Raw genomic sequence first — 19,283 nt, forward strand, 5'->3', positions numbered from 1 at the left:
ACAACCATGCCCGCGCAGCTCGTCAGCATCGAAGTCGCTCCCGACCTCGTCGACCAGGTCTATCGCGCGCTGCTCGGCGCCATCAGCAGCGGCACGCTCGCGCCCGGCGAGCGCATCACTCAGGAAGACATCGCGCAGCGCCTCTCGGTGTCGCGCCAACCGGTGCTGCAAGCGCTTCGCCTGCTGAAGAAAGACGGCTTCGTGCTCGACGCGCCCGGCCGCGGCGTGCTGGTGGCGCCGCTGGAGGCCGAAGCGATGCGCAAGGTCTACCAGGTGCGTGGCGCGCTCGACGCACTGGCCGCACGGCTGGCGGCGCAGCAGCGCTTTCGCATCGACCCGAAGCTCATCGAACGCGGCCGGCGCGCCGCGCGCGGGCGCAATGTCGAAGCCATGCTCGACGCCGACGTCGCCTTCCACCAGGCCATCTACGAAGCCTCGGGCAATCCGCTGATCGGCCAGAGCGCCGATCCGCACTGGCGCCACCTGCGCCGCGCGATGGGCGCGGTGCTGCAGGCCGAGCCGCAGCGCGAGACGCTGTGGGACGAGCACGAGGCCATTGCCGACGCCATCGCAGCGGGCAATGCCGATCGCGCCGCGCGCCTGAGCGAGGAACACGTCTCGCGGGCCAGCGAGGCATTGAGCGAGCGGCTGCGGGCACATGCCGCGTCCGCCCATACCACCACGGCCACACCCGCAAGAAAAGGAGACAAGGCATGAAACTGACATCCGAGCAGCGCGCGCAGTTCGAGCGCGACGGCTATCTGTTCTTCCCCGGCCACTTCTCGGCCGAAGAAACCAAGGCGCTGACCGACGCGGTGCCCGAGCTCTACGCCAGGCGCGAGGCCTTCAACGTGCGCGAGAAAGGCTCCGACGCCGTGCGCACGAACTTCGCCGCGCACCTCGTGAGCGAGCCCTTCGCCCGGCTCGCGCGCCACCCTCGCATGGTCGAGCCGGTGACCGATCTCTTCGGCGAAGAGGTCTACATGCACCAGTTCAAGATCAACGGAAAGATGGCCTTCGAAGGCGACGTGTGGCAGTGGCACCAGGACTACGGCACCTGGCTCAACGACGACCTGATGCCCACCGAGCGCGCGATGAACGTCGCGATCTTTCTCGACGACGTGAACGAGCACAACGGCCCGCTGATGTTCATCCCGGGCAGCCACCGCAAGGGCGTGGTCGATGCCAGGCACGACCTCACGACCACCAGCTACCCGCTGTGGACCGTGGACAACGACCTGATCCGCCAGCTGGTGGATCGCGCCGGCGGCAAGCACGGCGGCATCGTCTCGCCCAAGGGGCCGGCCGGCTCGATGATCCTGTTCCACAGCTGTCTCGTGCATGCCTCGGGCAGCAATCTCTCGCCCTTCAACCGCGTGGCTGTGTACCTGAGCCTGTGCGCGGTCAGCAACCACATCCGCCGCCACAAGCGGCCCGAGTACATCGCGCACCGCGACTTCACGCCCATCGAGCTGCTGCCCGACGACTGCCTGCTGAAGCCCTACCCGGTGGAAGTGCCATGGAAGAACGGCCTGCCCGAGAGCGCGCTGCGCACCTCGCCCGATGTCCTCGACACGGTGGAGGCCTGAGCGACATGAGCCTCCATTCCCGCCTGCAGCAGCGCGCCGCCGAAGGCCGCCCCATCCGCGTCGGCCTGATCGGCGCCGGCAAGTTCGGCGCGATGTATCTCGCGCAGATTCCGCGCACGCCCGGCGTGCAGCTGGTGGCGATAGCCGACCTGTCGCCGGACGCGGCCCGCGTCAACCTCGAGCGCGTAGGCTGGCAGCGCGAACGCGCCGCAGCCGCCTCGGTGCATGAGGCGCTGAAGCTCGGCACCACCTGGATCACCGACGACTGGCAGGCCGTGACGCGCGAGCCTTCCATCGACATCGTGGTCGAGTGCACGGGCAACCCCATCGCCGCCGTGGACCACTGCCTCGACGCGTTCGCGCACGGCAAGCACGTGGTGAACGTGACCGTGGAGGCCGACGCTTTCTGCGGCCCGCTGCTCGCGCGCAAGGCGCAGCAGGCCGGCGTTGTCTATTCGCTGGCCTTCGGCGACCAGCCGGCGCTGATCTGCGACCTGGTCGACTGGGCACGCACCTGCGGCTTTCCGGTGGTGGCGGCCGGGCGCGGCCACAAGTGGCTGCCGCACTTCACCGAATCGACGCCCGAGACGGTATGGGGCAACTACGGCCTCACGCCCGAGCAGGCGAAGCGCGGCGGGCTCAACCCCAAGATGTTCAACAGCTTCCTCGACGGCTCCAAGCCTTCGATCGAAAGCTCGGCGGTGGCCAACGCCACCGGGCTCACGGTGCCCTCGGACGGCCTGCTCTACCCGCCCGCCAGCGTGGAGGACATTCCCTTCGTCACGCGGCCGAAGAGCGAAGGCGGCGTGCTCGAGCGCAAGGGCATGGTCGAGGTGATCTCCTCGCTGGAAGCCGACGGCCGGAAGATCCCGTACGACATCCGCATGGGCGTGTGGGTCACGGTCGAGGCCGAGACCGACTACATCAGGAACTGCTTCGAGGAGTACAACGCCCACACCGATCCGAGCGGGCGCTACTTCACGCTCTACAAGCGCTGGCACCTGATCGGGCTCGAAGTGGGCATGTCGGTGGCCAGCGTCGCTCTGCGCGGCGAGCCCACCGGCGTGGCCACCTGCTGGAATGCCGACGTGGTCGCCACCGCCAAGCGCGACCTCGCCGCCGGCGAGATGCTCGACGGCGAAGGCGGCTACACCGTCTGGGGCAAGCTGCTGCCGGCCGACCGCTCGCTGCGGCTGGGCGGCCTGCCGCTGGGGCTGGCGCACAACGTCAGGCTGGCGCGCCCGGTGAAGAAGGGCCAGAGCCTGAGCTGGGCCGACGTGGCCATCGACACCACCACTGCCGCCTACAAGGTACGCAGCGAGATGGAGGCGCTGTTCGCGCCCCAGGCCCCGGTGCGGGCCCAGACCCAGGCCCAGGCCGCCTGACCGCCAGCTGAGAACCCGCCCGTCTCGGTGCAGCCACCGTTGCGCCGGCGGGCGTTCGCGTAAAAAATATTCTGCTCGGCACGAAAGCCCGTGTCGAAATGACCGCCGGCGGGCCGTCATTGTGGTGAGCGATCTTGCTCAGCAAGCTTTTCCACGACGGAGAAACACCATGCAGTACATGTTGATGTTCTATCAGCCCGCGGCCGAATTCGAGCAACGCGAGGACGCGTCCGCGCAGGCCTACCGGGCCAGCTGGGTCGCGTATGCCGACGCCGTGCGCCAGTCGGGCATCTCGCTCGGCGGCCACGGCCTCTTCCCTCCCATGACCGGCACCACGCTGCGCGTGCGCGGCGACAAGCGCCAGGTGCAGGACGGCCCCTTCGCCGACACCAAGGAACAGCTCGGCGGCTACTTCGTGATCGACGTGCCCGACCTCGACGCCGCGCTCGAATGGGCGGCGCGCGCGCCCTGCGCGACCAGCGGCGGGGTGGAGGTGCGGCCCGTCTTCGTCGCCACGGCCCTGGCTGCCGCATGAACGACCCGGCGGTCGGCAGGGCCGCCGAGCGGGCGGCGCGCGAGTCGTATGGCCGGCTGCTGGCCATCCTCTCGGCGCGCACCCATGACATCGCCGCATCGGAAGACGCGCTCGCCGATGCCTTCGCCCGCGCGCTCGAACGCTGGCCCGCCGATGGCATTCCTGTGCAGCCCGACGCCTGGCTGCTGAGCGTGGCGCGACACCGCAAGCTCGACGCCTGGCGCCACAGCCGCGTGCAGGACCAGGCCACCCAGACCCTGCTGCTGCTCGCCGGCGAAGTCGACGACGCCGCCGACGGCAGCAGCGCCATTCCCGACGAGCGGCTGCGCCTGCTCTTCGTGTGCGCGCATCCTGCCGTCGACGCCGCGGCGCGCGCACCGCTCATGCTGCAGACCGTGCTCGGCCTCGATGCGGCGCGCATGGCCGGCGCCTTCCTGACCGCGCCCTCCACGCTCGGCCAGCGGCTGGTGCGCGCCAAGGCCCGCATCCGCGCCGCCGGCGTTCCCTTCGAATACCCGCAGGCGCGCGACCTGCCGCAGCGGCTGCAGGACGTGCTCGACGGCATCTACGCGGCCTACGGCACGGGCTGGGACGACGTCGACGGCGCCGACGCCCTGCCCCGCGGCCTCACGACCGAGGCCATCGACCTCTGCCGCATCCTCTGCGGCCTGATGCCGGCCGAGCCCGAGCCGCTGGGCCTGCTGGCGCTGATGCTGTTCTGCGAGGCCCGCATGGCGGCACGCCGCAGCGACACCGGCGCCTACGTGCCGCTCGACCAACAAGACCCGCTGCGCTGGGACCCTGACCTGCTCGCGGAGGCGGAGTTCTGCCTGCGCCGTGCGTCGGAAATGAAATCGCTGGGCGCCTACCAGCTCGAGGCAGCGATTCAGTCGGCCCATTGCGAGCGCCGCGTGGGCGCGCCGGTGCCGCCCGAGGCGCTGGTGTCGCTGTACGAAGGACTGCTGGCGCTGCGCTCCAGCATCGGCGCGCAGGTCAGCCTTGCTTGCGCGCTCGCGAACGCGCGCGGCCCCGAGATCGGCCTTCGAGCGCTCGAAGCCATTCCCGCGCAGGACGTGGCGAACTACCAGCCGTATTGGGCGGCGCGCGCCCATCTGCTCGCGGCCGGCGGTGCACGCTCCGCCGCGCGCCAGGCATTCGACAGGGCCATCGGCCTGAGCACGAACGCCGCCGTGCGCGCGTACCTGCACGCGATGTCGGACCGGCTCTGAAGCCCGGACCTACTTCGTCGCGTTGAAGGTGCGCGGGAACAGCGCGGCCTGCGATCGGTCGCGCAGCCGATAGCTCATGGCCGGCCGGCCGAGACTGCCGGTGACCATGCCGGCCTCTTCCATGAAACCACCGTCGAGCATGCGCTTTCGGAAGGCGCTCTTGTCGATGTCGCGGCCCAGCACGACTTCGTAGGTGTGTTGCAGCGCCGGCAACGTGAACGGCTCCTCCAGCAGGAAGGCCGGCAGCGAGGTGTATTCGACCTTGCTGCGCAGCCGCGCGACCGCCGCATCGAGCAGCTCGCCATGATCGAAGGCCAGCCGCTTGCGCGAAGCCGCATCGACCGCGAACCACGCCACCTCGGCCGCATTGGCGCCGCTGCGCAGCTGCATCGCCTGCGCGGGGATCAGTGCATAGAAGCAGTGCGTGGCAGACCAGCCCCGAGGGTCGCGCTGCGCTCCGCCCCAACTGCCGAGTTGCTCGAGATAAGGCGTGATCACGCCGGTCTTCTCGCGCAGCTTGCGCAGCGCGCAGTCGAGCAGCGTCGCGTCCTCGTCGATGTTCACGAAGCCGCCCGGCAATGCCCACTTGCCGGGAAACGGCTCCTCGCTGTCGGCCGGCCGCTTCACCAGCAGGACCTGCAGGGCTTCGTCGAGCACGGTGAACATCACCACGTCGACCGTGACCAGCGGACGCGGGAAGGTCAGTGGCGGGAACTTCGAAGAAGGCTGGTTCACAGGTTGCTTGACTCGCGGTTTATTAGTTGCACTATACAACCCTCAATTAGTTGCACAGAGCAACTCTCGTCAGAATACGAGCCGAGCCACAAGAACTACAAGGAAAGAAGAACGAAATGCACGACGCTGTCACACCCCTGCCCACCGAAGGGCACCTCACCCAGCGCGCACGCTGGCCCCAAAGCGGCAGGCACATCCTCGCCCATCACGACGAGTCGTCGGTCATCGTCTACCAGGCCTATCGCCCCGCGATCGGCGAGTACGCCATTCGCCACGGCCGGCTCGACGGTCCGGACTTCAGTCTCTCGCGCATGAGCTGGATCAAGCCGAACTTCCTCTGGATGATGTACCGCTCGGGCTGGGGCACCAAGGAAGGCCAGGAGGTCACGCTGGGCCTGCGGTTGCGCCGCGCGTTCTTCGAGCGCGTGGTGCGCGAGGCGGTGCCGTCGACCTTCGATGCGGCGAGCTACCCGAGCCCCGAAGCGTGGCAGGAGGCCGTGGAGCGGTCCGAGGTCCGCCTGCAATGGGACCCGGACCACTCGCCGAAGGGCGGCAAGCTGGAACGCCGCGCGATTCAGCTCGGACTGCGCGGCCACACGCTGGCCGCATTCGCGCACGAAGAGCTGCTGGAGGTCATCGACATGCGTCCCTTCGTGGACGCACAGCGCCCGCTGGCACAGGATGACAACCCCGAACTGGAACTGCCGGTCGAGCACCCGCTCGTCATCGGCTGAGAAGGAGAAAAGAAGAAATGACGACCGTACCCCGCAGCACCCGCGACCTGCCCGCCTACTTCGCGCAGGGCCATCGCCCCGAGTACCTGCTGTTCTGGGGCCATCAGGCGCCCAAGACCGGCGTGAACAAGAGCTGCTTCAGCCAGTGGTTCGAGGCGGCCTTCACCGTAGACGGCGTCCGGTACCGCACGGCCGAGCATTTCATGATGGCCGGCAAGGCACGCCTGTTCGACGACCAGGAAACCTGCGAGCGCATCCTCGCCGCGCGCACGCCCGGCGAGGCGAAGAAGCTGGGCCGGCAGATCCGCGGCTTCGACGAGGCCGCGTGGGTTGCCGCGCGGCTGGACATCGTGACGCAGGGCAACATCGCCAAGTTCGCGCAGAACGCGGAGCTCGGTGCCTTCCTGCTCGGCACCGGACATCAGGTGCTGGTGGAAGCCAGCCCGGTCGACCCGATCTGGGGCATCGGGCTTGCGGCCAACAGCCCTTCGGCGCAGGACCCGCGCGAATGGAAGGGCCTCAACCTGCTGGGCTTCGCGCTCATGGCCGCGCGCGAAGCGCTGAGGCACCCGCAATGAGCGCCATCGAACGCTACCAGGGCTGCCTGCTCGGCCTGGCCTGCGGCGACGCGGTGGGCACCACGGTCGAGTTCCGCTCGCGCGGCAGCTTCGCTCCGGTCACCGGCATGCACGGCGGCGGCCCCTTCGGGCTGATCGCCGGCGAATGGACCGACGACACCTCGATGGCCCTGTGCCTGGCGGCGAGCCTGATCCACTGCAAGGGCTTCGACGCGGTCGACCAGATGAACCGGTATTGCAACTGGCGCAGCGTGGGCTACATGAGCAGCACCGGCAACTGCTTCGACATCGGCCTGACGGTGTCGGGCGCACTCACCCGCTACCTCGCATCGGGCGACCCCTTCGCCGGCGACCCCGATCCGCGCACCGCCGGCAACGGCGCGTTGATGCGCCTCGCCCCGGTGCCGATGTTCTACGCAGCCAGCGCGGAGGCCACCTGGAAGCAGGCCGGTGAAAGCACCCGCACCACGCACGGCGCGCAGGAGGCCATCGAATGCTCGCAGCTCTTCGCGCTGCAACTGCGTTCGGCACTGCGCGGCGAAGACAAGGCCGCGATCCTCTCGACCGAACCGCTGGCGCCGCTGAGCGCGAAGGTCGCGGCGCTGGCGGGCGGCGCCTACGCCTCGAAGCCCGTCGAGCAGATCAAGGGATCGGGCTACTGCGTCGAGTCGCTCGAAGCAGCGTGCTGGTGCTTCGCGAACACCGACTCCTTCGAAGAGGCCGTGCTCGCCGCAACCAACCTCGGCGACGACGCGGACACCACGGCAGCCATCTGCGGCCAGCTCGCGGGCGCCTTCTACGGTGTCGACGCCATTCCGCGCGACTGGCTCGACAAGCTCGTGATGCGCGACGACATCGAACGGATGGCCGGCGAGCTGCTGGCGCTGTCGACGGGCTGAGCCTGTCGGTCACTCCTGCGTGACGGCGGCCGCCTCGCCCACCCGGCGACCGTCGAGCTGGCTGCCCCCCTGCATCAGCGACACGGCGACCACCGCATTCGACGCGTCCCGACGGAACACGACCTGCGCCCCGATGGCGGTCACGGCGAAACGGTCGGCGCCCGTGGGCGTGAGCGCGCTGTAGCCGCGCCCCGTCTCGCGCACCAGCAGCCTGCCGCTGCGCACGGCGAAGCTCAGCGACTTGGACTTCGTCACGCGGTACTCGCCCTTGTAGTCGTCGAGCCGCTTCGGGTCGAGGGGCACTTCCGTCGTCGGCACCGGGTAGCGGCTCTTGCCGATGGCCAGCATCACCGACTGCATCGGCGCGCGCGCGTTGCTGCTGAGAACGATCATCGCCTCGCCCGTGTCGGGCGCGAGCAGCCACAGCGTGCGGTAGCCCTCGGTGACGCCAGCGTGGTAGTAGGTGCGCCGGCCGCCCTCGGGGCCGCGCACCATCACCGCGTAGCCAATCTCGGCGCCCTCGTAGCGCGCCAGCGGCGTGAGCATGCGCGCGGCGGCCGGGCCCAGGGGGCCATTGGCTCCCGCGAGGACGGCGCGGCTGAAGGTCATCATGTCGGCTGCCGTGGAGCGCAATGCGCTGGCGGGCGCGTAGGCCTGCATGTCGAACAGCGGCTGGCGGCGGTCGCCGGCGAAGGCCGGCGCCATGCGCGAGGCCTTGTCGCCGAGCGTGATGACGGTGTCGTTCATGCCCAGCGGCTCGGTGATGCGCGCGCGCACCAGTTCGCCCCACGAGGTTTCGTAGTGCTCGGCGAGCAGCTGGCCGAGCAGCGCCATGCCGAAGTTGCTGTACGCGCCCTCGCACGGCGGCGCCGCTGCCGTGAGCCTGATGCGCGCGAGCGCGGCCCAGAACAGGGGCTTGTCGAAGGAGTGGAACTGCTCGACGAGCGGTGCGCCGCCGGTCACGCCGTCGGCCATCACGGGCATGCAGCCGGTGTGGGTGACGAGCTGGCGCAGCGTGACCGAAGCCACCGCCGGCGACAGGCCCTCGACCTTGCCGGCGAGCAGCTTGCCCACGGTGTCCTCGAGCTTCAGGTCGCCGCGCTGCACCGCCTGCGCGAGCAGCAGGCCGGTGAACACCTTGGTGACGGAGCCGATCTCGAACATCGGCTGCTCGGCGCTGCCGGCCGCGATGGCGCGCGGGGCCGAAGGCGGTTCGGGGTTGTAGGCCGCGCCGTAGGCCGCCTGCCCGTTGCGCAGCGTGCCGACGACCAGCGTGCCGCGCTCCGCCCCGAGCGCGGCCCTGGCCAGGACTGCCGGATCGCTCGCCAGCGTCAGGGGCTGTTGTAGCTGTTGCTGCTGCGGCGGCTGCAGTTGCGCGACGGCATTGCCGGCCACCAGCAGCGGTACGAGAAGCGAGGCCGCGAGCCAGGAACGGTACAGCAGCGGGGCATGGGGCAGGAGCCGCATCGTCGGAATCCTCAGGCGTCGTCGAAGAGCCGCCATCGTGCCATGCCCCGAGCGCCACGACGACAATGGCCCGATGCGCGCATTGCTCACCACCTTCTCCTGGCAGGAACTCCGCCACCATCCATGGCGCAACGCGGCCGCCGTGCTCGCGGTGATGCTGGGCGTGGCGCTGGCCTTCTCGGTGCAGCTGATCAACGCTTCTGCGCTCGACGAATTCTCCAGCGCGGTGCGCTCGGTCAACGGCGAGCCCGACCTCGAGGTGCGCGCCGTGCAGGGCGGCTTCGACGAAGCGGTGTTCGCGCAACTGGCCCGGCACCCCCAGGTGGCGCTGGCGAGTCCGGTGTTCGAGTTCCAGGGATTGGCGCTGGCCGGCGAACGACAGGTGCCGATCCGCGTGATCGGCATCGACGCACTGGTGCTGCCGACCATCGCGCCCGCGCTGATGCCGCAGGTGGCCGCGGGCGCCGACCGCTTCGCGCTCTTCGCGCCGGGCCGCGTGTTCCTCAACCTCGCGGCGCGCGACGCGCTGGGCCTGCCTGCACAGGCACCTGGCGAAGGCGCCACGGAAACAGTGCAACTGCGCAGCGGCGACGCCTGGCACCCGCTCACGGTCGACGGCCACGTGGCCGCCGGCGGCAAGGCGCTCGCGGTGATGGACATCGCGGCCGCGCAGGAACTCTTCGGCCACATCGGCCAGCTGAGCCGCATCGATCTGCGGCTGGCGCCCGGCACCGACCGGGCGGCCTTCATGGCTTCGCTGCAGAAGTCGCCCGACTGGCCCGCGGGCGTGCAGTTCGCCGAGCCCGGCGATGCGGCGCAGCGCGTGAGCAACCTGTCGCGCGCCTACCGCGTGAACCTCACGGTGCTGGCGCTGGTGGCCCTCTTCACGGGCGCCTTCCTGGTGTTCTCGGTGCTGGCGCTCAGCGTGGCCAAGCGGGCGCAGCAGTTCGCGCTGCTCGGCGTGCTCGGACTCACGCCGCGCGAGCGGCTGCGGCTGGTGCTGGCCGAGTCGCTGGTGCTGGGCCTGATCGGCAGCGCGGCCGGTCTCGCGCTGGGCACGGCGCTGGCGGCCTTCGCGCTGCGCGTGCTGGGCGGCGACCTGGGCGGCGGGTATTTCGAGGGCGTGGCGCCCACACTTCACTGGAGCGCGGGCGCCGCCCTGCTCTACGGCGGGCTCGGCGTGCTGGCCGCGCTGGTCGGCGGCTGGTGGCCCGCGCGCGCGGCGCAGGCGCTGCCCGAGGCGCAGACGCTCAAGGGCCTGGGCGCGGCGCCCACGCAGGGCAACGGCCACTGGCTCGCGCTGGGACTGATCGCGCTGGGCGCGGTGCTGGCCAGGCTGCCCGCCATCGGCGGCATTCCGGTGGCGGCCTACCTCTCGGTGGCATGCCTGCTGGTGGGCGGCATCACCGCCCTGCCCTGGCTGATCGCGCTGCTGTACGACCGCGTCGCGCCGCTGTTCGCGCAGCGCGTGCTGCCGATGCTGGCCGTGGAACGCGCGCGGCGCATGCGCGGCACGGCGGCGGTGGCGGTCAGCGGCGTGGTCGCGAGTCTGAGCCTTGCCGTGGCGCTCACGGTGATGGTGGCGAGCTTTCGCGATTCGGTGACGCAATGGCTCGACGTGGTGCTGCCCGCCGACCTGTACGTGCGCGCCACCTCGGGCGGGCGCGGCAGCAACAGCGGCGGTGCCAGCAGTACCGACACCGCGACCTTTTCCCCGGCCTTCGTGCAGTCGCTGGCGCAGCTGCCCGGCGTGGCGCGCACCGGCACGCTGCGCACGCAGTCGCTGCAACTGGATGCGACGCGGCCCGCGGTGACGCTGATCGCGCGCAGTCTGGAAGGCGGCGCCGCGCAATCGCTGCCGCTCGTGGGCTCCGCGCTGCCAGTGCCCGAAGGACAGGTCGGCATCTACGTGAGCGAGCCGATGGAGGAGCTCTACGGCGCGAAGCCGGGCACTACGTTCTCGCCGCTGTCGGGAGCCATGGGCAAGGCGCAGGTGTCGTTCTTCGTGGCCGGCGTGTGGCGCGACTACGCGCGGCAGTTCGGCGCCATCACCATGGACGCGCGCGATTTCGAGCGCATCACCGGCGAGCGCAACGTGAGCGACGTCGCGCTGTGGCTCGCGCCCGGCGCATCGGAGGGCGCCGTCCAGAACTCCGTGCGCGAACTCGCCGCGCGCCAGGACGACAGCTCGGCCGGGTCGGTGGAGATCGCGTCGGTGGGACAGATCCGTACGACCTCGCTGCGCATCTTCGACCGCAGCTTCGCCGTGACCTACTGGCTGCAGGCGGTGGCCATCGCCATCGGCCTGTTCGGCATCGCCGCGAGCTTCAGTGCGCAGGTGCTGGCGCGGCGCAAGGAGTTCGGGCTGCTCGCGCACCTGGGCTTCACGCGGCGGCAGGTGCTGGCTGTGGTGGCGGGCGAAGGCGCGGCGTGGACCGCGATCGGCGCCGTGGCGGGGCTGGGCCTCGGGCTCGCGGTGTCGGTGGTGCTCGTGAAGGTGGTGAACCCGCAGAGTTTCCACTGGACCATGGACCTGCTGGTGCCATGGGAGCGCCTGCTGGCGCTGTGCGGCGCGGTGGTGGCCGCGGGCACGGTCACGGCCTGGCTGGCCGGCCGGGCCGCCGCGGGCAAGGACGTGGTGCTGGCGGTGAAGGAAGACTGGTAGTCGGGACAAGCCCCGCGGCACCTCAGCTCAAGGGAGCCCGCAGATGTACCCGCGATACCAGCTCGCGAGCTTGCTCCAAGGAATCTCGACGTCCGCCGCACTTTCCCTGCCCCAGGTAACGAGGCCGAAGGTCGCGCCGGTCTGGCTGATCTGGACGGACAGGGCCAGCATGAAGTGGCCGCCGAAGACGCGCATCAGCGCTGACTGGCTGTAGTCCCTGCCGAGCGACATCTCGCCCAGGCTGCCTGCGGCGACCAGCATGACGGTGTTGCCGCCAGCCAGCCGTAGCCGCAGTGTCCGCAAGTGCGGCTCGATGATGCTCTGGCCGACTCTGGTGCGGTCGGCCTTCCTGAGCAGGCCGGCCAGGCGCCACCCGTTGTGGATGTGATCCTCCACGTTCCGGAAGCCGGCATCGCGCATCCACTGCTTCATGGTGGAGGCCGTCGACATGCCTTCGAGCGTCCTGTTGGTGGAGGCGCTGCGATAGGCAAGCAGGTTGCTTCCTTCGCGCAGGCTGGCCAGCGCGATGTAGTCGGCCTCGCGGATCTGGTCCGCTCCATTGGCCCTGGGACGCTTGCCCAGCAGGTTCGAGCCCGACTTGACTTTCACCGTGTTGGGCCCGAGGTCGCCCCTGCGGATCTCGGCCAGGCCCGTCACGTACAGCACGTATTCCTCGATATTGCGCCGCGCGATGCCGTGCATGAACGTGACCGGTCCGCAAAGCGGGTGTTCCTTCTGCTCGATGTACTTGTAGTGGGCGATCCTCACGACCAACTGCAGTGCGATCAGCTCGCGGGAAAAGTGGCGCCAGGGCAGCGCGGCCTGCCCCTGCAGGAAGCCGCCGCCATGGCCCTGCGGCCCATACGCACCGATCACCCTGTCCAGCGCACGCTGCTGCGCGGCATCGGGCGCCCAGTAGTTTGTCAACATCGTGGCGAGGGCGCAAACCTGGTTGATCGTGGGGATCTGGTCGACGTTGTTGGCCTGGTCCAGCAGCGCGGCCAGCTTTTCCGCATTCGAGTTGAACGCCCACAAGGTGTTGTGGTCAGGGTCCAGGGTGTCGGCGAGCGTGGGCATGGCGGCCTGTTCCTCGGGGAGTGGTCGACGGACGACTCTAGCCTCGGCGCCATGAATGAAAAATCCCCAGGATCGGGGATTTTTCGTCGTCACATCCGGGAAGAGCTCACTTCCCCGGCGTGAGCTGGATCCGCTCCAGCGTCTCCTTTTCCACTGCGGCACGGCTGTAGACCAGCGGCACGTACCTGCCCTCCAGCCACAGCGGCGCGAGGTCGCGGTAGTTCGGGCTCTCGGGGTTGCCCGACTGGCCCGGCGCGTTGATGACGCGCGAGGCGTCCCAGTTGCCCACGTCCAGCACCATGCGGAACGACGCACCGGAGGTCAGCTTGTAGTCGCTGGCCCGGTAGGTCGCGGCCATCGGAGTGAAGGAAGAGCCGGACATCGGCCAATCGCCCACGTCGAGCTTCTTGCGCGTGGAGGCATCGACCACGCCGCCAAGCGGATGGCGGAACTCGGCGCGGTGCAGCGCCCCCCACTTCCAGACGGCAGGGTCGGGGCCGAGCTTGGCTGTGAGCTCCTGCATTGCAGCAGGCAGCGTCTTGAGCAGCAGCGCGTCGCGCTGTTCGTTCGTGACCCAGCCGAAAGGGTTCTCCAGCAGCAGCACCATGCGCGTGTTGTCGCCGGGCGCGGCCAGCGCCGTACCGGCATCGCCCGCGCCGGCCTTGAGCACGGCGGCGCGCAGCGGCTTGCTGCTCCACACCTCGTAGAGCGCGGCGGCGGCGCTGTCGCGGTCCATGGTGCCGTCCCAGCCCTGCAGCATGCGCAGTGCGGTCGCCGTCTGCGCATCGTCGCTGCGCAGGCCCGACAGCAGCTTCAGCAGCCGCTGCGCGGGCGTGGCGACGATGTCGTTCTGCATGCGCTCCGAATCCTCGACGGAGAAGCGCGAGCCCGCCGCCACCTTGGCCGCGAACAGCTCCTTGAGCCGACGGGCGCGCGCCGCGTCGCTCCACTCGTAGCCCACGCCCTTCTTCGCCGCGGGATGGTCGGGCGGAATGTTGTTCTCGTTGGCGGTCACCACATAGCCGCGCGCGGGGTTGAACTCCGAAGGCAGCTCGTCGCCGTTGCGAAAGCCCGACCACTCGTAGCGGCCGTCGCCCGGCACGGGCATCAGCCCGTCCCAGTTGGGGCGGATGGGCGTGAGGCCGCCGGGAATCCAGCCGACGTTGCCGCCGGTGTCGGCATAGACCTGGTTCTCTCCCGGCGCGCCCCAGCGGTTCATGGCCGCGCGGAACTGGTCCCAGTTGCGCGCGCGCATGTAGTCCATCGAGCCGAAGTACGGCGCCATGCCGGGCTCCAGCCACGCGGCGCGCAGCGCGAACGCGCGCTGCTTTCCCGGCTCCGACAGCAGCACCGGCCCGTGGCGCGTGAAGGTGTTGACCACCTCGCGCGGCGCGCTCTCGCCCTTGACCGCGATGCGCTCGGTGACGCGCACCATCGGCTCCCAACGGCCCTGGTAGCGGTACTCGTTGGGGTTGCGCGGGTTGAGCTGGTACACGTACAGGTCTTCCTGGTCCATGTAGAAGCGCGTGAGGCCGAAGGCGATGGTGCCGTTGTGCCCGATCGAAAGGCCCGGCAGGAAAGGTTCGCCCGCGCCGATGACGTCCATGCCCGGCGCGCTCAGGTGCGCCATGTAGCGAAGGCTCGGCGCGCCGTGCGCGCGGTGCGGGTCGTTGGCCAGGATGGGCCGGCCGGTGGAAGTGAGCTTCGGCGAGATCACCCAGTTGTTGCTGCCGTAGGCGCCGGTGGGGTCGCCTTGCGAAGCCTGCTGCTGGTCCGTCGAACCGGCATCGGGCCGCAGGCTCGCGGTGGTCGCGACGAGCTTCGTGTTGGTCTTGCTGAACTGCGGCGCCTCGGTGGCCCGCATGTAGGCCGCGCGCAGTTCGGCCGCCGGGATGGTGCACGGGTCGAGCCCCTGCGGCACGCGCGGGTTGACCGGCGGATCGAGCTCGCGGCGCAGCCAGTCGGCCTTGATGCCGGGCCCCCCTGCGCAGAAGGCGCGCGCGCGGTCGATCTCCGATGTGAAGTTGAGCGTGAGGCCATGGTGGCGGATGCGCACCACGTCCTCGGGCGACCACGTCGCAGGCTGGTAGCCCAGCAGCGCGAACTCCGGCGGCAGCAGCGAAGGCTGCGCACGTACCTGCGCCACGTAGGCGTTCACGCCGGCGGTGAAGGCCTCGGCCACGCGCTTGGCATCGGAGCCGTAGGCCAGCCATTCGCGGTACATGTCGCCGCGATAGAGCACGGCACGCGCGGCGCGGTCGTTCTCGACCCAGGCGGGACCGAAGTCCTTCGCCATCTCGCCGAGGCCGCGCTTGCGCCAGAGGTCCATCTGCCAGAGACGATCGCGCGCGGCGATGAAGCCCTGCGCCACGAAGGCGTCGTAGAGCGTGCCCGCGTACAGGTGCGGCACGCCCCAGCGGTCCACCAGCACCTCTGCCGGCTTCTCGAGGCCGGGCACCGCGAAGGACGAGGAAGGTCGCGTCGGCGTCTTCGCATCGGGAGGCCCCGAGGCACAGCCCGCGAGCACGAGAACGGTGAGGGATGCGAGCACAGTCGCGCGAAAGGAATGCCTTTGACCTAACGAGCGCCGCGATGCCGGGCGCAGGTTTGTTCTTTTCATGAGCCTCGTCTCCTGCCTTGTCTTGTTCGTTGATGGATGGCAGCGAACAGTATCCCGATTTGCGCGCCTCGTGGGCGTTACAAGGCGCGACTTGTAGACTGGCGCACCCATGCAGCAAGCACCTTCTTCTTTCTCTCTTTCGCGCCGAGGCCTGCTGCTGGCCGCGCTCGCATCGGGGCCGCTGGCCGCATGGGCATTGCCCGAGCGTCGCCTGGAGTTCCCGCGCGACTTCGGCAGCCACCCCGAGCTGCGCACCGAGTGGTGGTACATCACCGGCCACGCGAAGACATCGGCCGGGCGTGAATTCGGCTTTCAGGTGACCTTCTTCCGTTCGCGCGTGGAGGCCACGCAGGACATGCGCTCGGCCTTCGCAGCGAAGCATCTCGTGTTCGCCCACGCGGCGATCACCGACCTCGAAGGCCGCGTGCTGCTGCACGACCAGCGCATCGCGCGCGCGGGCTTCGGCGTTGCGGAGGCGAGCACGAGCGATACCGACGTACGCATCCGCGACTGGTCGCTGGTGCGCGAGAACGGCCTCTACCTCGCGCGCATTCCGGCGGGAGAGTTTGCGCTTGAGTTGCGCTTCACGCCCACGCAGCCGGTGCTGCTGCAGGGCAGCGCCGGTCTCTCGCGAAAAGGGCCGGAGGAATCGCAGGCCAGCTACTACTACAGCGAGCCGCAGCTCAAGACGCAGGGCAGGCTCACGCTCAAGGGACAGGCCTTCGACATCGCAGGCACCGCGTGGCTGGACCACGAATGGAGCGAGGCGCTGATGCACCCCGAGGCCGTGGGCTGGGACTGGATCGGCATGAACCTCGACGACGGCAGCGCCCTCACCGCCTTCCATCTGCGGCGCAGCGACGGCAGCGCGCTGTGGGCCGGTGGCTCGTTCCGCCCGCGCGACGGCACGGCCCGCATCTTCAGGAACGACGAAGTGCGCTTCGAAGGCCTCAAGACCTGGAACAGCCCCCGCACGCAGGCGAAGTACCCGACCCGATGGCGCGTGCAAACACCAGCCGGCAGCTTCGAGGTGCGCGCCCTGCTCGACGACCAGGAGCTGGACAGTCGCGGCTCCACCGGCGGTGTCTACTGGGAAGGCGTGAGCGACCTGCTCGACGCACAGGGGCGCCGCGTAGGACGCGGCTACCTGGAGATGACAGGCTACGCCTCGCCGCTGAAGCTGTAAATGTTGTCACCACGCTCGGGGGCTGACAACCGAACACCGCCTACATGCGTTGGGAAAATTTCCCATAAATAATCAACCAACTCAGAGGAGCCCCCATGAAAACCCGAATCGCAATGCTGGCCGCGGCCGGCGCGCTCTCCATCCTAGCGAGCCCACTGGCCGCCAACGCGCAGGTCTCGGTCAACATCAATGTCCCCGGACTGGTGATGACGGCCCCGCCCCCGCCGCGCTACGAGCCCCTGCCCCCGCCGCGCGGCGGCTTCGTCTGGGTGCCGGGCCGCTGGGTCTGGGACGGCCGTGCCTATGCATGGCACGCGGGCGGCTGGCAACCGGCGCGCGCGGGCTACGTGTATGCACCGGGCCGCTGGATCGAGGACCGCGGCGGCTGGCGCTGGAACGACGGCGACTGGCGCCGCGAAGCCCGCCGCGAGGCACGCCGCGAACGCGAATGGGAAGAAGACCGCCGCCACGACCGCTACGAGCGCGATCACCGGCACGGCCATGACCGCGGCGATTTCTGCCCGCCCGGCCAGGCCAAGAAGGGCAACTGCTGAGGCGCAGGCCCACAGAGCCCTCAACGAAAAAGGGAGCCGGAAGGCTCCCTTTTTGTTTGTCCGCGTCCTACTTCGCCCGTCGCCGGTCGATGAACGCGATGATCTCGCCCATGATCCCCTTGCGGAAGGCCAGCACGCAGATCACGAAGATCAGGCCCGTGACCATGGTCACCGACTCGCCCAGCGTGTTGAACCAGTCCACCGTCGTGATGCGCGCGAGGAAGTTGCCGAGTTCGCCGATCTTGTTCTCCAGCAGCACCACCACCGCCGAGCCCACCAGCGGACCCGAGAGCGTGCCGAGGCCGCCCACCAGCGTCATCAGGATGACCTGGCCCGAGGCGGTCCAGTGCACGTCCGACAACGTGGCGAAGCCCAGCACCAGCGTCTTGAGCGAGCCGGCCAGCCCCGACAGCGCCGCCGAGATCACGAAGGCCAGCAGCTTGAAGCGGCTCACGTCGTAGCCCAGCGAGAGCGCGCGGGGCTCGTTCTCCTTGATGCCCTTGAGCACCTGGCCGAAGGGCGAATGGATGGTGCGCACGATCAGCAGGAAGGCCGCGACCACGATGAGCAGCGCGACGTAGTACATCGTGAGGTCGTTCGACAGGTCGATCACGCCGAAGAGCTTGCCGCGCGGCACGCCCTGCAGGCCGTCTTCGCCGCCCGTGAACTTGGCCTGCAGCGCGACGAAGAACATCATCTGCGCGAGCGCCAGCGTGATCATCGCGAAGTAGATGCCCTGCCGGCGGATCGCCAGCACGCCGAAGATCCAGCCGAGGAAAGCACCGGTGAGCGTGCCCGCGATCAGGCCCAGCTCGGGCGTGAGGCCCCAGACCTTGATCGCATGCCCCGCCACGTAGGCCGAGCCGCCGAGGAAGGCCGCGTGCCCAAAGGACAGCAGCCCCGTGAAGCCCAGCAGCAGGTTGAAGGCAGCCGCGAAGAGCGCGAAGCACATGAGCTTCATCACGAACACCGGATAGGCGCCGAAGAACGGGGCCAGCACCAGTGCGAGCAGCAACAGCGCGTAGACGACGGTGGAGATTTTTTTCTTGTTCATGCCGCTCGCCTCTTCATTTCTCTTTGCCGAACAGGCCGGCGGGGCGGATGAGCAGCACGATGACCATGATCACGAACACAACCGTCGAGGACGCCTCCGGATAGAAAACCTTGGTGAGCCCTTCGATCACGCCGAGCCCGAGGCCCGTGAGGATGGCGCCCATGATCGAGCCCATGCCGCCGATCACGACCACGGCGAACACCACGATGATGAGGTTCTGCCCCATCAGCGGCGAGACCTGGATCACCGGCGCGGCGAGCACGCCGGCGAAGGCGGCCAGGCCGGCGCCGAAGGCGTAGGTCAGCGTGATCATCAGCGGCACGTTGACGCCGAAGGCTTCCACGAGGCGCGGGTTCTCGGTGCCGGCGCGCAGGTAGGCGCCGATGCGCGTCTTCTCGATCACGTACCAGGTGGCGAAGCACACCACCAGCGATGCAACAACCACCCAGGCGCGGTAGTTGGGCAGCACCATGAAGCCGAGGTCGGTGGCGCTCGACAGCGCGTCGGGCGCGTCGTAGGGCAGCCCCGAGACGCCGTAGATCGAGCGGAACACGCCCTCGATCAGCAGCGTGAGGCCCAGCGTGAGCAGCAGGCCGTAGAGGTGGTCGAGCTTGTAGATCCAACGCAGCAGCAGCCGCTCGATGACCACACCGAAGATGCCGATGACCACGGGCGCCGCGATCAGCATCACCCAGTAGTTGATGCCGAAATACTCCATGGCCATCCACGTCAGGACGGCGCCGAGCATGAACAGCGCGCCGTGCGCGAAGTTGATGACGTTGAGCAAACCGAAGATCACCGCCAGCCCGAGGCTCAGGATGGCGTAGAAGGAGCCGTTGACCAGCCCCAGCAGGAGCTGGCTCAGCAAGGCGGGAAGGGAAATGTTCATAGAAAGTTCAGGACGCCACTGGCCGTTTCTTCTTTTTCGCGGGGGCCGCCGCGCACGGCCGCCCGAAGCGGCCGGCCCGCCCCCCTC

General features: G+C 69.3%; 17 protein-coding genes. 11 read left to right on the top strand and 6 right to left on the bottom strand.

What is annotated here, in order from left to right; genetic code table 11:
* The first annotated feature begins 6 nt into the window (after nt 1-6).
* The 5 genes from EJP69_RS06730 to EJP69_RS06750 all read left to right on the top strand — a co-directional run bounded on the left by EJP69_RS06730 (nt 7) and on the right by EJP69_RS06750 (nt 4,738).
* Nucleotides 7-717 carry a GntR family transcriptional regulator gene (locus EJP69_RS06730; RefSeq protein ID WP_126469135.1) on the top strand — a complete coding sequence of 237 codons (711 nt, stop codon included), beginning with the start codon at nt 7-9 and terminating at the stop codon, nt 715-717.
* Nucleotides 714-1,589, top strand: a complete 876-nt coding sequence (locus tag EJP69_RS06735) for a phytanoyl-CoA dioxygenase family protein (protein WP_126469136.1) — start codon at nt 714-716, stop codon at nt 1,587-1,589. Before EJP69_RS06730 ends, EJP69_RS06735 begins: the two co-directional genes overlap by 4 nt.
* Nucleotides 1,590-1,594: 5 nt before the next feature.
* On the top strand, nt 1,595-2,974 hold the full coding sequence (locus EJP69_RS06740; protein WP_126469137.1) for an NAD(P)H-dependent oxidoreductase: 1,380 nt from the start codon (nt 1,595-1,597) through the stop codon (nt 2,972-2,974).
* Nucleotides 2,975-3,143: 169 nt separating this feature from the next.
* Nucleotides 3,144-3,509 carry a YciI family protein gene (locus EJP69_RS06745; protein WP_093204902.1) on the top strand — a complete coding sequence of 122 codons (366 nt, stop codon included), beginning with the start codon at nt 3,144-3,146 and terminating at the stop codon, nt 3,507-3,509.
* Nucleotides 3,506-4,738 carry an RNA polymerase sigma factor gene (locus EJP69_RS06750; protein ID WP_093300618.1) on the top strand — a complete coding sequence of 411 codons (1,233 nt, stop codon included), beginning with the start codon at nt 3,506-3,508 and terminating at the stop codon, nt 4,736-4,738. The genes EJP69_RS06745 and EJP69_RS06750 overlap by 4 nt, the downstream gene beginning before the upstream one ends.
* 9 nt (nt 4,739-4,747) lie before the next feature.
* Here the strand turns inward: EJP69_RS06750 and EJP69_RS06755 are convergent, their stop codons facing one another.
* Nucleotides 4,748-5,473: an NUDIX hydrolase gene (locus EJP69_RS06755; RefSeq protein WP_126469138.1), complete on the bottom strand. Its 726-nt coding sequence runs from the start codon at nt 5,471-5,473 to the stop codon at nt 4,748-4,750.
* A gap of 116 nt (nt 5,474-5,589) precedes the next feature.
* Between EJP69_RS06755 and EJP69_RS06760 the strand changes: the two genes are divergently transcribed.
* From EJP69_RS06760 to EJP69_RS06770, 3 genes are read left to right on the top strand one after another with little or no spacing between them, the layout of a single operon-like run.
* The gene (locus EJP69_RS06760) at nt 5,590-6,207 is read left to right on the top strand and encodes a DUF4291 domain-containing protein (RefSeq protein WP_126469139.1); all 618 of its coding nucleotides are present in this window, start codon (nt 5,590-5,592) and stop codon (nt 6,205-6,207) included.
* A 17-nt stretch (nt 6,208-6,224) separates the two neighbouring features.
* Nucleotides 6,225-6,785 (top strand): NADAR family protein, encoded by a 561-nt coding sequence (locus EJP69_RS06765; protein WP_126469140.1) that lies wholly within the window; start codon nt 6,225-6,227, stop codon nt 6,783-6,785.
* Nucleotides 6,782-7,684, top strand: a complete 903-nt coding sequence (locus tag EJP69_RS06770; RefSeq protein WP_126469141.1) for an ADP-ribosylglycohydrolase family protein — start codon at nt 6,782-6,784, stop codon at nt 7,682-7,684. Before EJP69_RS06765 ends, EJP69_RS06770 begins: the two co-directional genes overlap by 4 nt.
* Nucleotides 7,685-7,693: 9 nt before the next feature.
* Here EJP69_RS06770 and EJP69_RS06775 read toward each other — a convergent pair whose 3' ends face one another.
* Complete coding sequence (locus tag EJP69_RS06775) at nt 7,694-9,151, bottom strand: serine hydrolase domain-containing protein (protein ID WP_126469142.1); 1,458 nt, start codon at nt 9,149-9,151, stop codon at nt 7,694-7,696.
* 73 nt (nt 9,152-9,224) lie between these two features.
* Between EJP69_RS06775 and EJP69_RS06780 the strand changes: the two genes are divergently transcribed.
* Nucleotides 9,225-11,816 (top strand): FtsX-like permease family protein, encoded by a 2,592-nt coding sequence (locus EJP69_RS06780; RefSeq protein WP_126469143.1) that lies wholly within the window; start codon nt 9,225-9,227, stop codon nt 11,814-11,816.
* 27 nt (nt 11,817-11,843) lie between these two features.
* Here EJP69_RS06780 and EJP69_RS06785 read toward each other — a convergent pair whose 3' ends face one another.
* Complete coding sequence (locus EJP69_RS06785; protein ID WP_126469144.1) at nt 11,844-12,893, bottom strand: hypothetical protein; 1,050 nt, start codon at nt 12,891-12,893, stop codon at nt 11,844-11,846.
* 106 nt (nt 12,894-12,999) lie between these two features.
* A complete protein-coding gene (locus tag EJP69_RS06790; RefSeq protein WP_126469145.1) occupies nt 13,000-15,513 on the bottom strand; it encodes a penicillin acylase family protein in 2,514 nt (837 codons plus the stop codon).
* 109 nt (nt 15,514-15,622) lie between these two features.
* Between EJP69_RS06790 and EJP69_RS06795 the strand changes: the two genes are divergently transcribed.
* Entirely contained in the window at nt 15,623-16,699 is a 1,077-nt protein-coding gene (locus EJP69_RS06795; RefSeq protein WP_126469146.1) for a lipocalin-like domain-containing protein, read from the top strand.
* A 95-nt stretch (nt 16,700-16,794) separates the two neighbouring features.
* On the top strand, nt 16,795-17,253 hold the full coding sequence (locus EJP69_RS06800) for a YXWGXW repeat-containing protein (RefSeq protein ID WP_093204868.1): 459 nt from the start codon (nt 16,795-16,797) through the stop codon (nt 17,251-17,253).
* Nucleotides 17,254-17,320: 67 nt separating this feature from the next.
* Here the strand turns inward: EJP69_RS06800 and EJP69_RS06805 are convergent, their stop codons facing one another.
* Both EJP69_RS06805 and EJP69_RS06810 read right to left on the bottom strand, forming a co-directional pair.
* A complete protein-coding gene (locus EJP69_RS06805) occupies nt 17,321-18,307 on the bottom strand; it encodes a branched-chain amino acid ABC transporter permease (RefSeq protein WP_093204866.1) in 987 nt (328 codons plus the stop codon).
* A 13-nt stretch (nt 18,308-18,320) separates the two neighbouring features.
* Nucleotides 18,321-19,196: a branched-chain amino acid ABC transporter permease gene (locus EJP69_RS06810; RefSeq protein WP_093204864.1), complete on the bottom strand. Its 876-nt coding sequence runs from the start codon at nt 19,194-19,196 to the stop codon at nt 18,321-18,323.
* Between the last annotated feature and the right edge of the window lie 87 nt (nt 19,197-19,283).

The organism is Variovorax gossypii, assembly GCF_003965815.1.
Classification (GTDB): Bacteria; Pseudomonadota; Gammaproteobacteria; order Burkholderiales; family Burkholderiaceae_C; genus Variovorax; species Variovorax gossypii.

Coding starts and splice junctions, on each gene's coding strand:
- EJP69_RS06730 (WP_126469135.1), top strand. CDS start 7: ATGCCCGCGCAGCTCGTCAGCATCGAAGTCGCTCCCGACCTCGTCGAC.
- EJP69_RS06735 (WP_126469136.1), top strand. CDS start 714: ATGAAACTGACATCCGAGCAGCGCGCGCAGTTCGAGCGCGACGGCTAT.
- EJP69_RS06740 (WP_126469137.1), top strand. CDS start 1,595: ATGAGCCTCCATTCCCGCCTGCAGCAGCGCGCCGCCGAAGGCCGCCCC.
- EJP69_RS06745 (WP_093204902.1), top strand. CDS start 3,144: ATGCAGTACATGTTGATGTTCTATCAGCCCGCGGCCGAATTCGAGCAA.
- EJP69_RS06750 (WP_093300618.1), top strand. CDS start 3,506: ATGAACGACCCGGCGGTCGGCAGGGCCGCCGAGCGGGCGGCGCGCGAG.
- EJP69_RS06760 (WP_126469139.1), top strand. CDS start 5,590: ATGCACGACGCTGTCACACCCCTGCCCACCGAAGGGCACCTCACCCAG.
- EJP69_RS06765 (WP_126469140.1), top strand. CDS start 6,225: ATGACGACCGTACCCCGCAGCACCCGCGACCTGCCCGCCTACTTCGCG.
- EJP69_RS06770 (WP_126469141.1), top strand. CDS start 6,782: ATGAGCGCCATCGAACGCTACCAGGGCTGCCTGCTCGGCCTGGCCTGC.
- EJP69_RS06775 (WP_126469142.1), bottom strand. CDS start 9,151: ATGCGGCTCCTGCCCCATGCCCCGCTGCTGTACCGTTCCTGGCTCGCG.
- EJP69_RS06780 (WP_126469143.1), top strand. CDS start 9,225: ATGCGCGCATTGCTCACCACCTTCTCCTGGCAGGAACTCCGCCACCAT.
- EJP69_RS06785 (WP_126469144.1), bottom strand. CDS start 12,893: ATGCCCACGCTCGCCGACACCCTGGACCCTGACCACAACACCTTGTGG.
- EJP69_RS06790 (WP_126469145.1), bottom strand. CDS start 15,513: ATGAAAAGAACAAACCTGCGCCCGGCATCGCGGCGCTCGTTAGGTCAA.
- EJP69_RS06795 (WP_126469146.1), top strand. CDS start 15,623: ATGCAGCAAGCACCTTCTTCTTTCTCTCTTTCGCGCCGAGGCCTGCTG.
- EJP69_RS06800 (WP_093204868.1), top strand. CDS start 16,795: ATGAAAACCCGAATCGCAATGCTGGCCGCGGCCGGCGCGCTCTCCATC.
- EJP69_RS06805 (WP_093204866.1), bottom strand. CDS start 18,307: ATGAACAAGAAAAAAATCTCCACCGTCGTCTACGCGCTGTTGCTGCTC.
- EJP69_RS06810 (WP_093204864.1), bottom strand. CDS start 19,196: ATGAACATTTCCCTTCCCGCCTTGCTGAGCCAGCTCCTGCTGGGGCTG.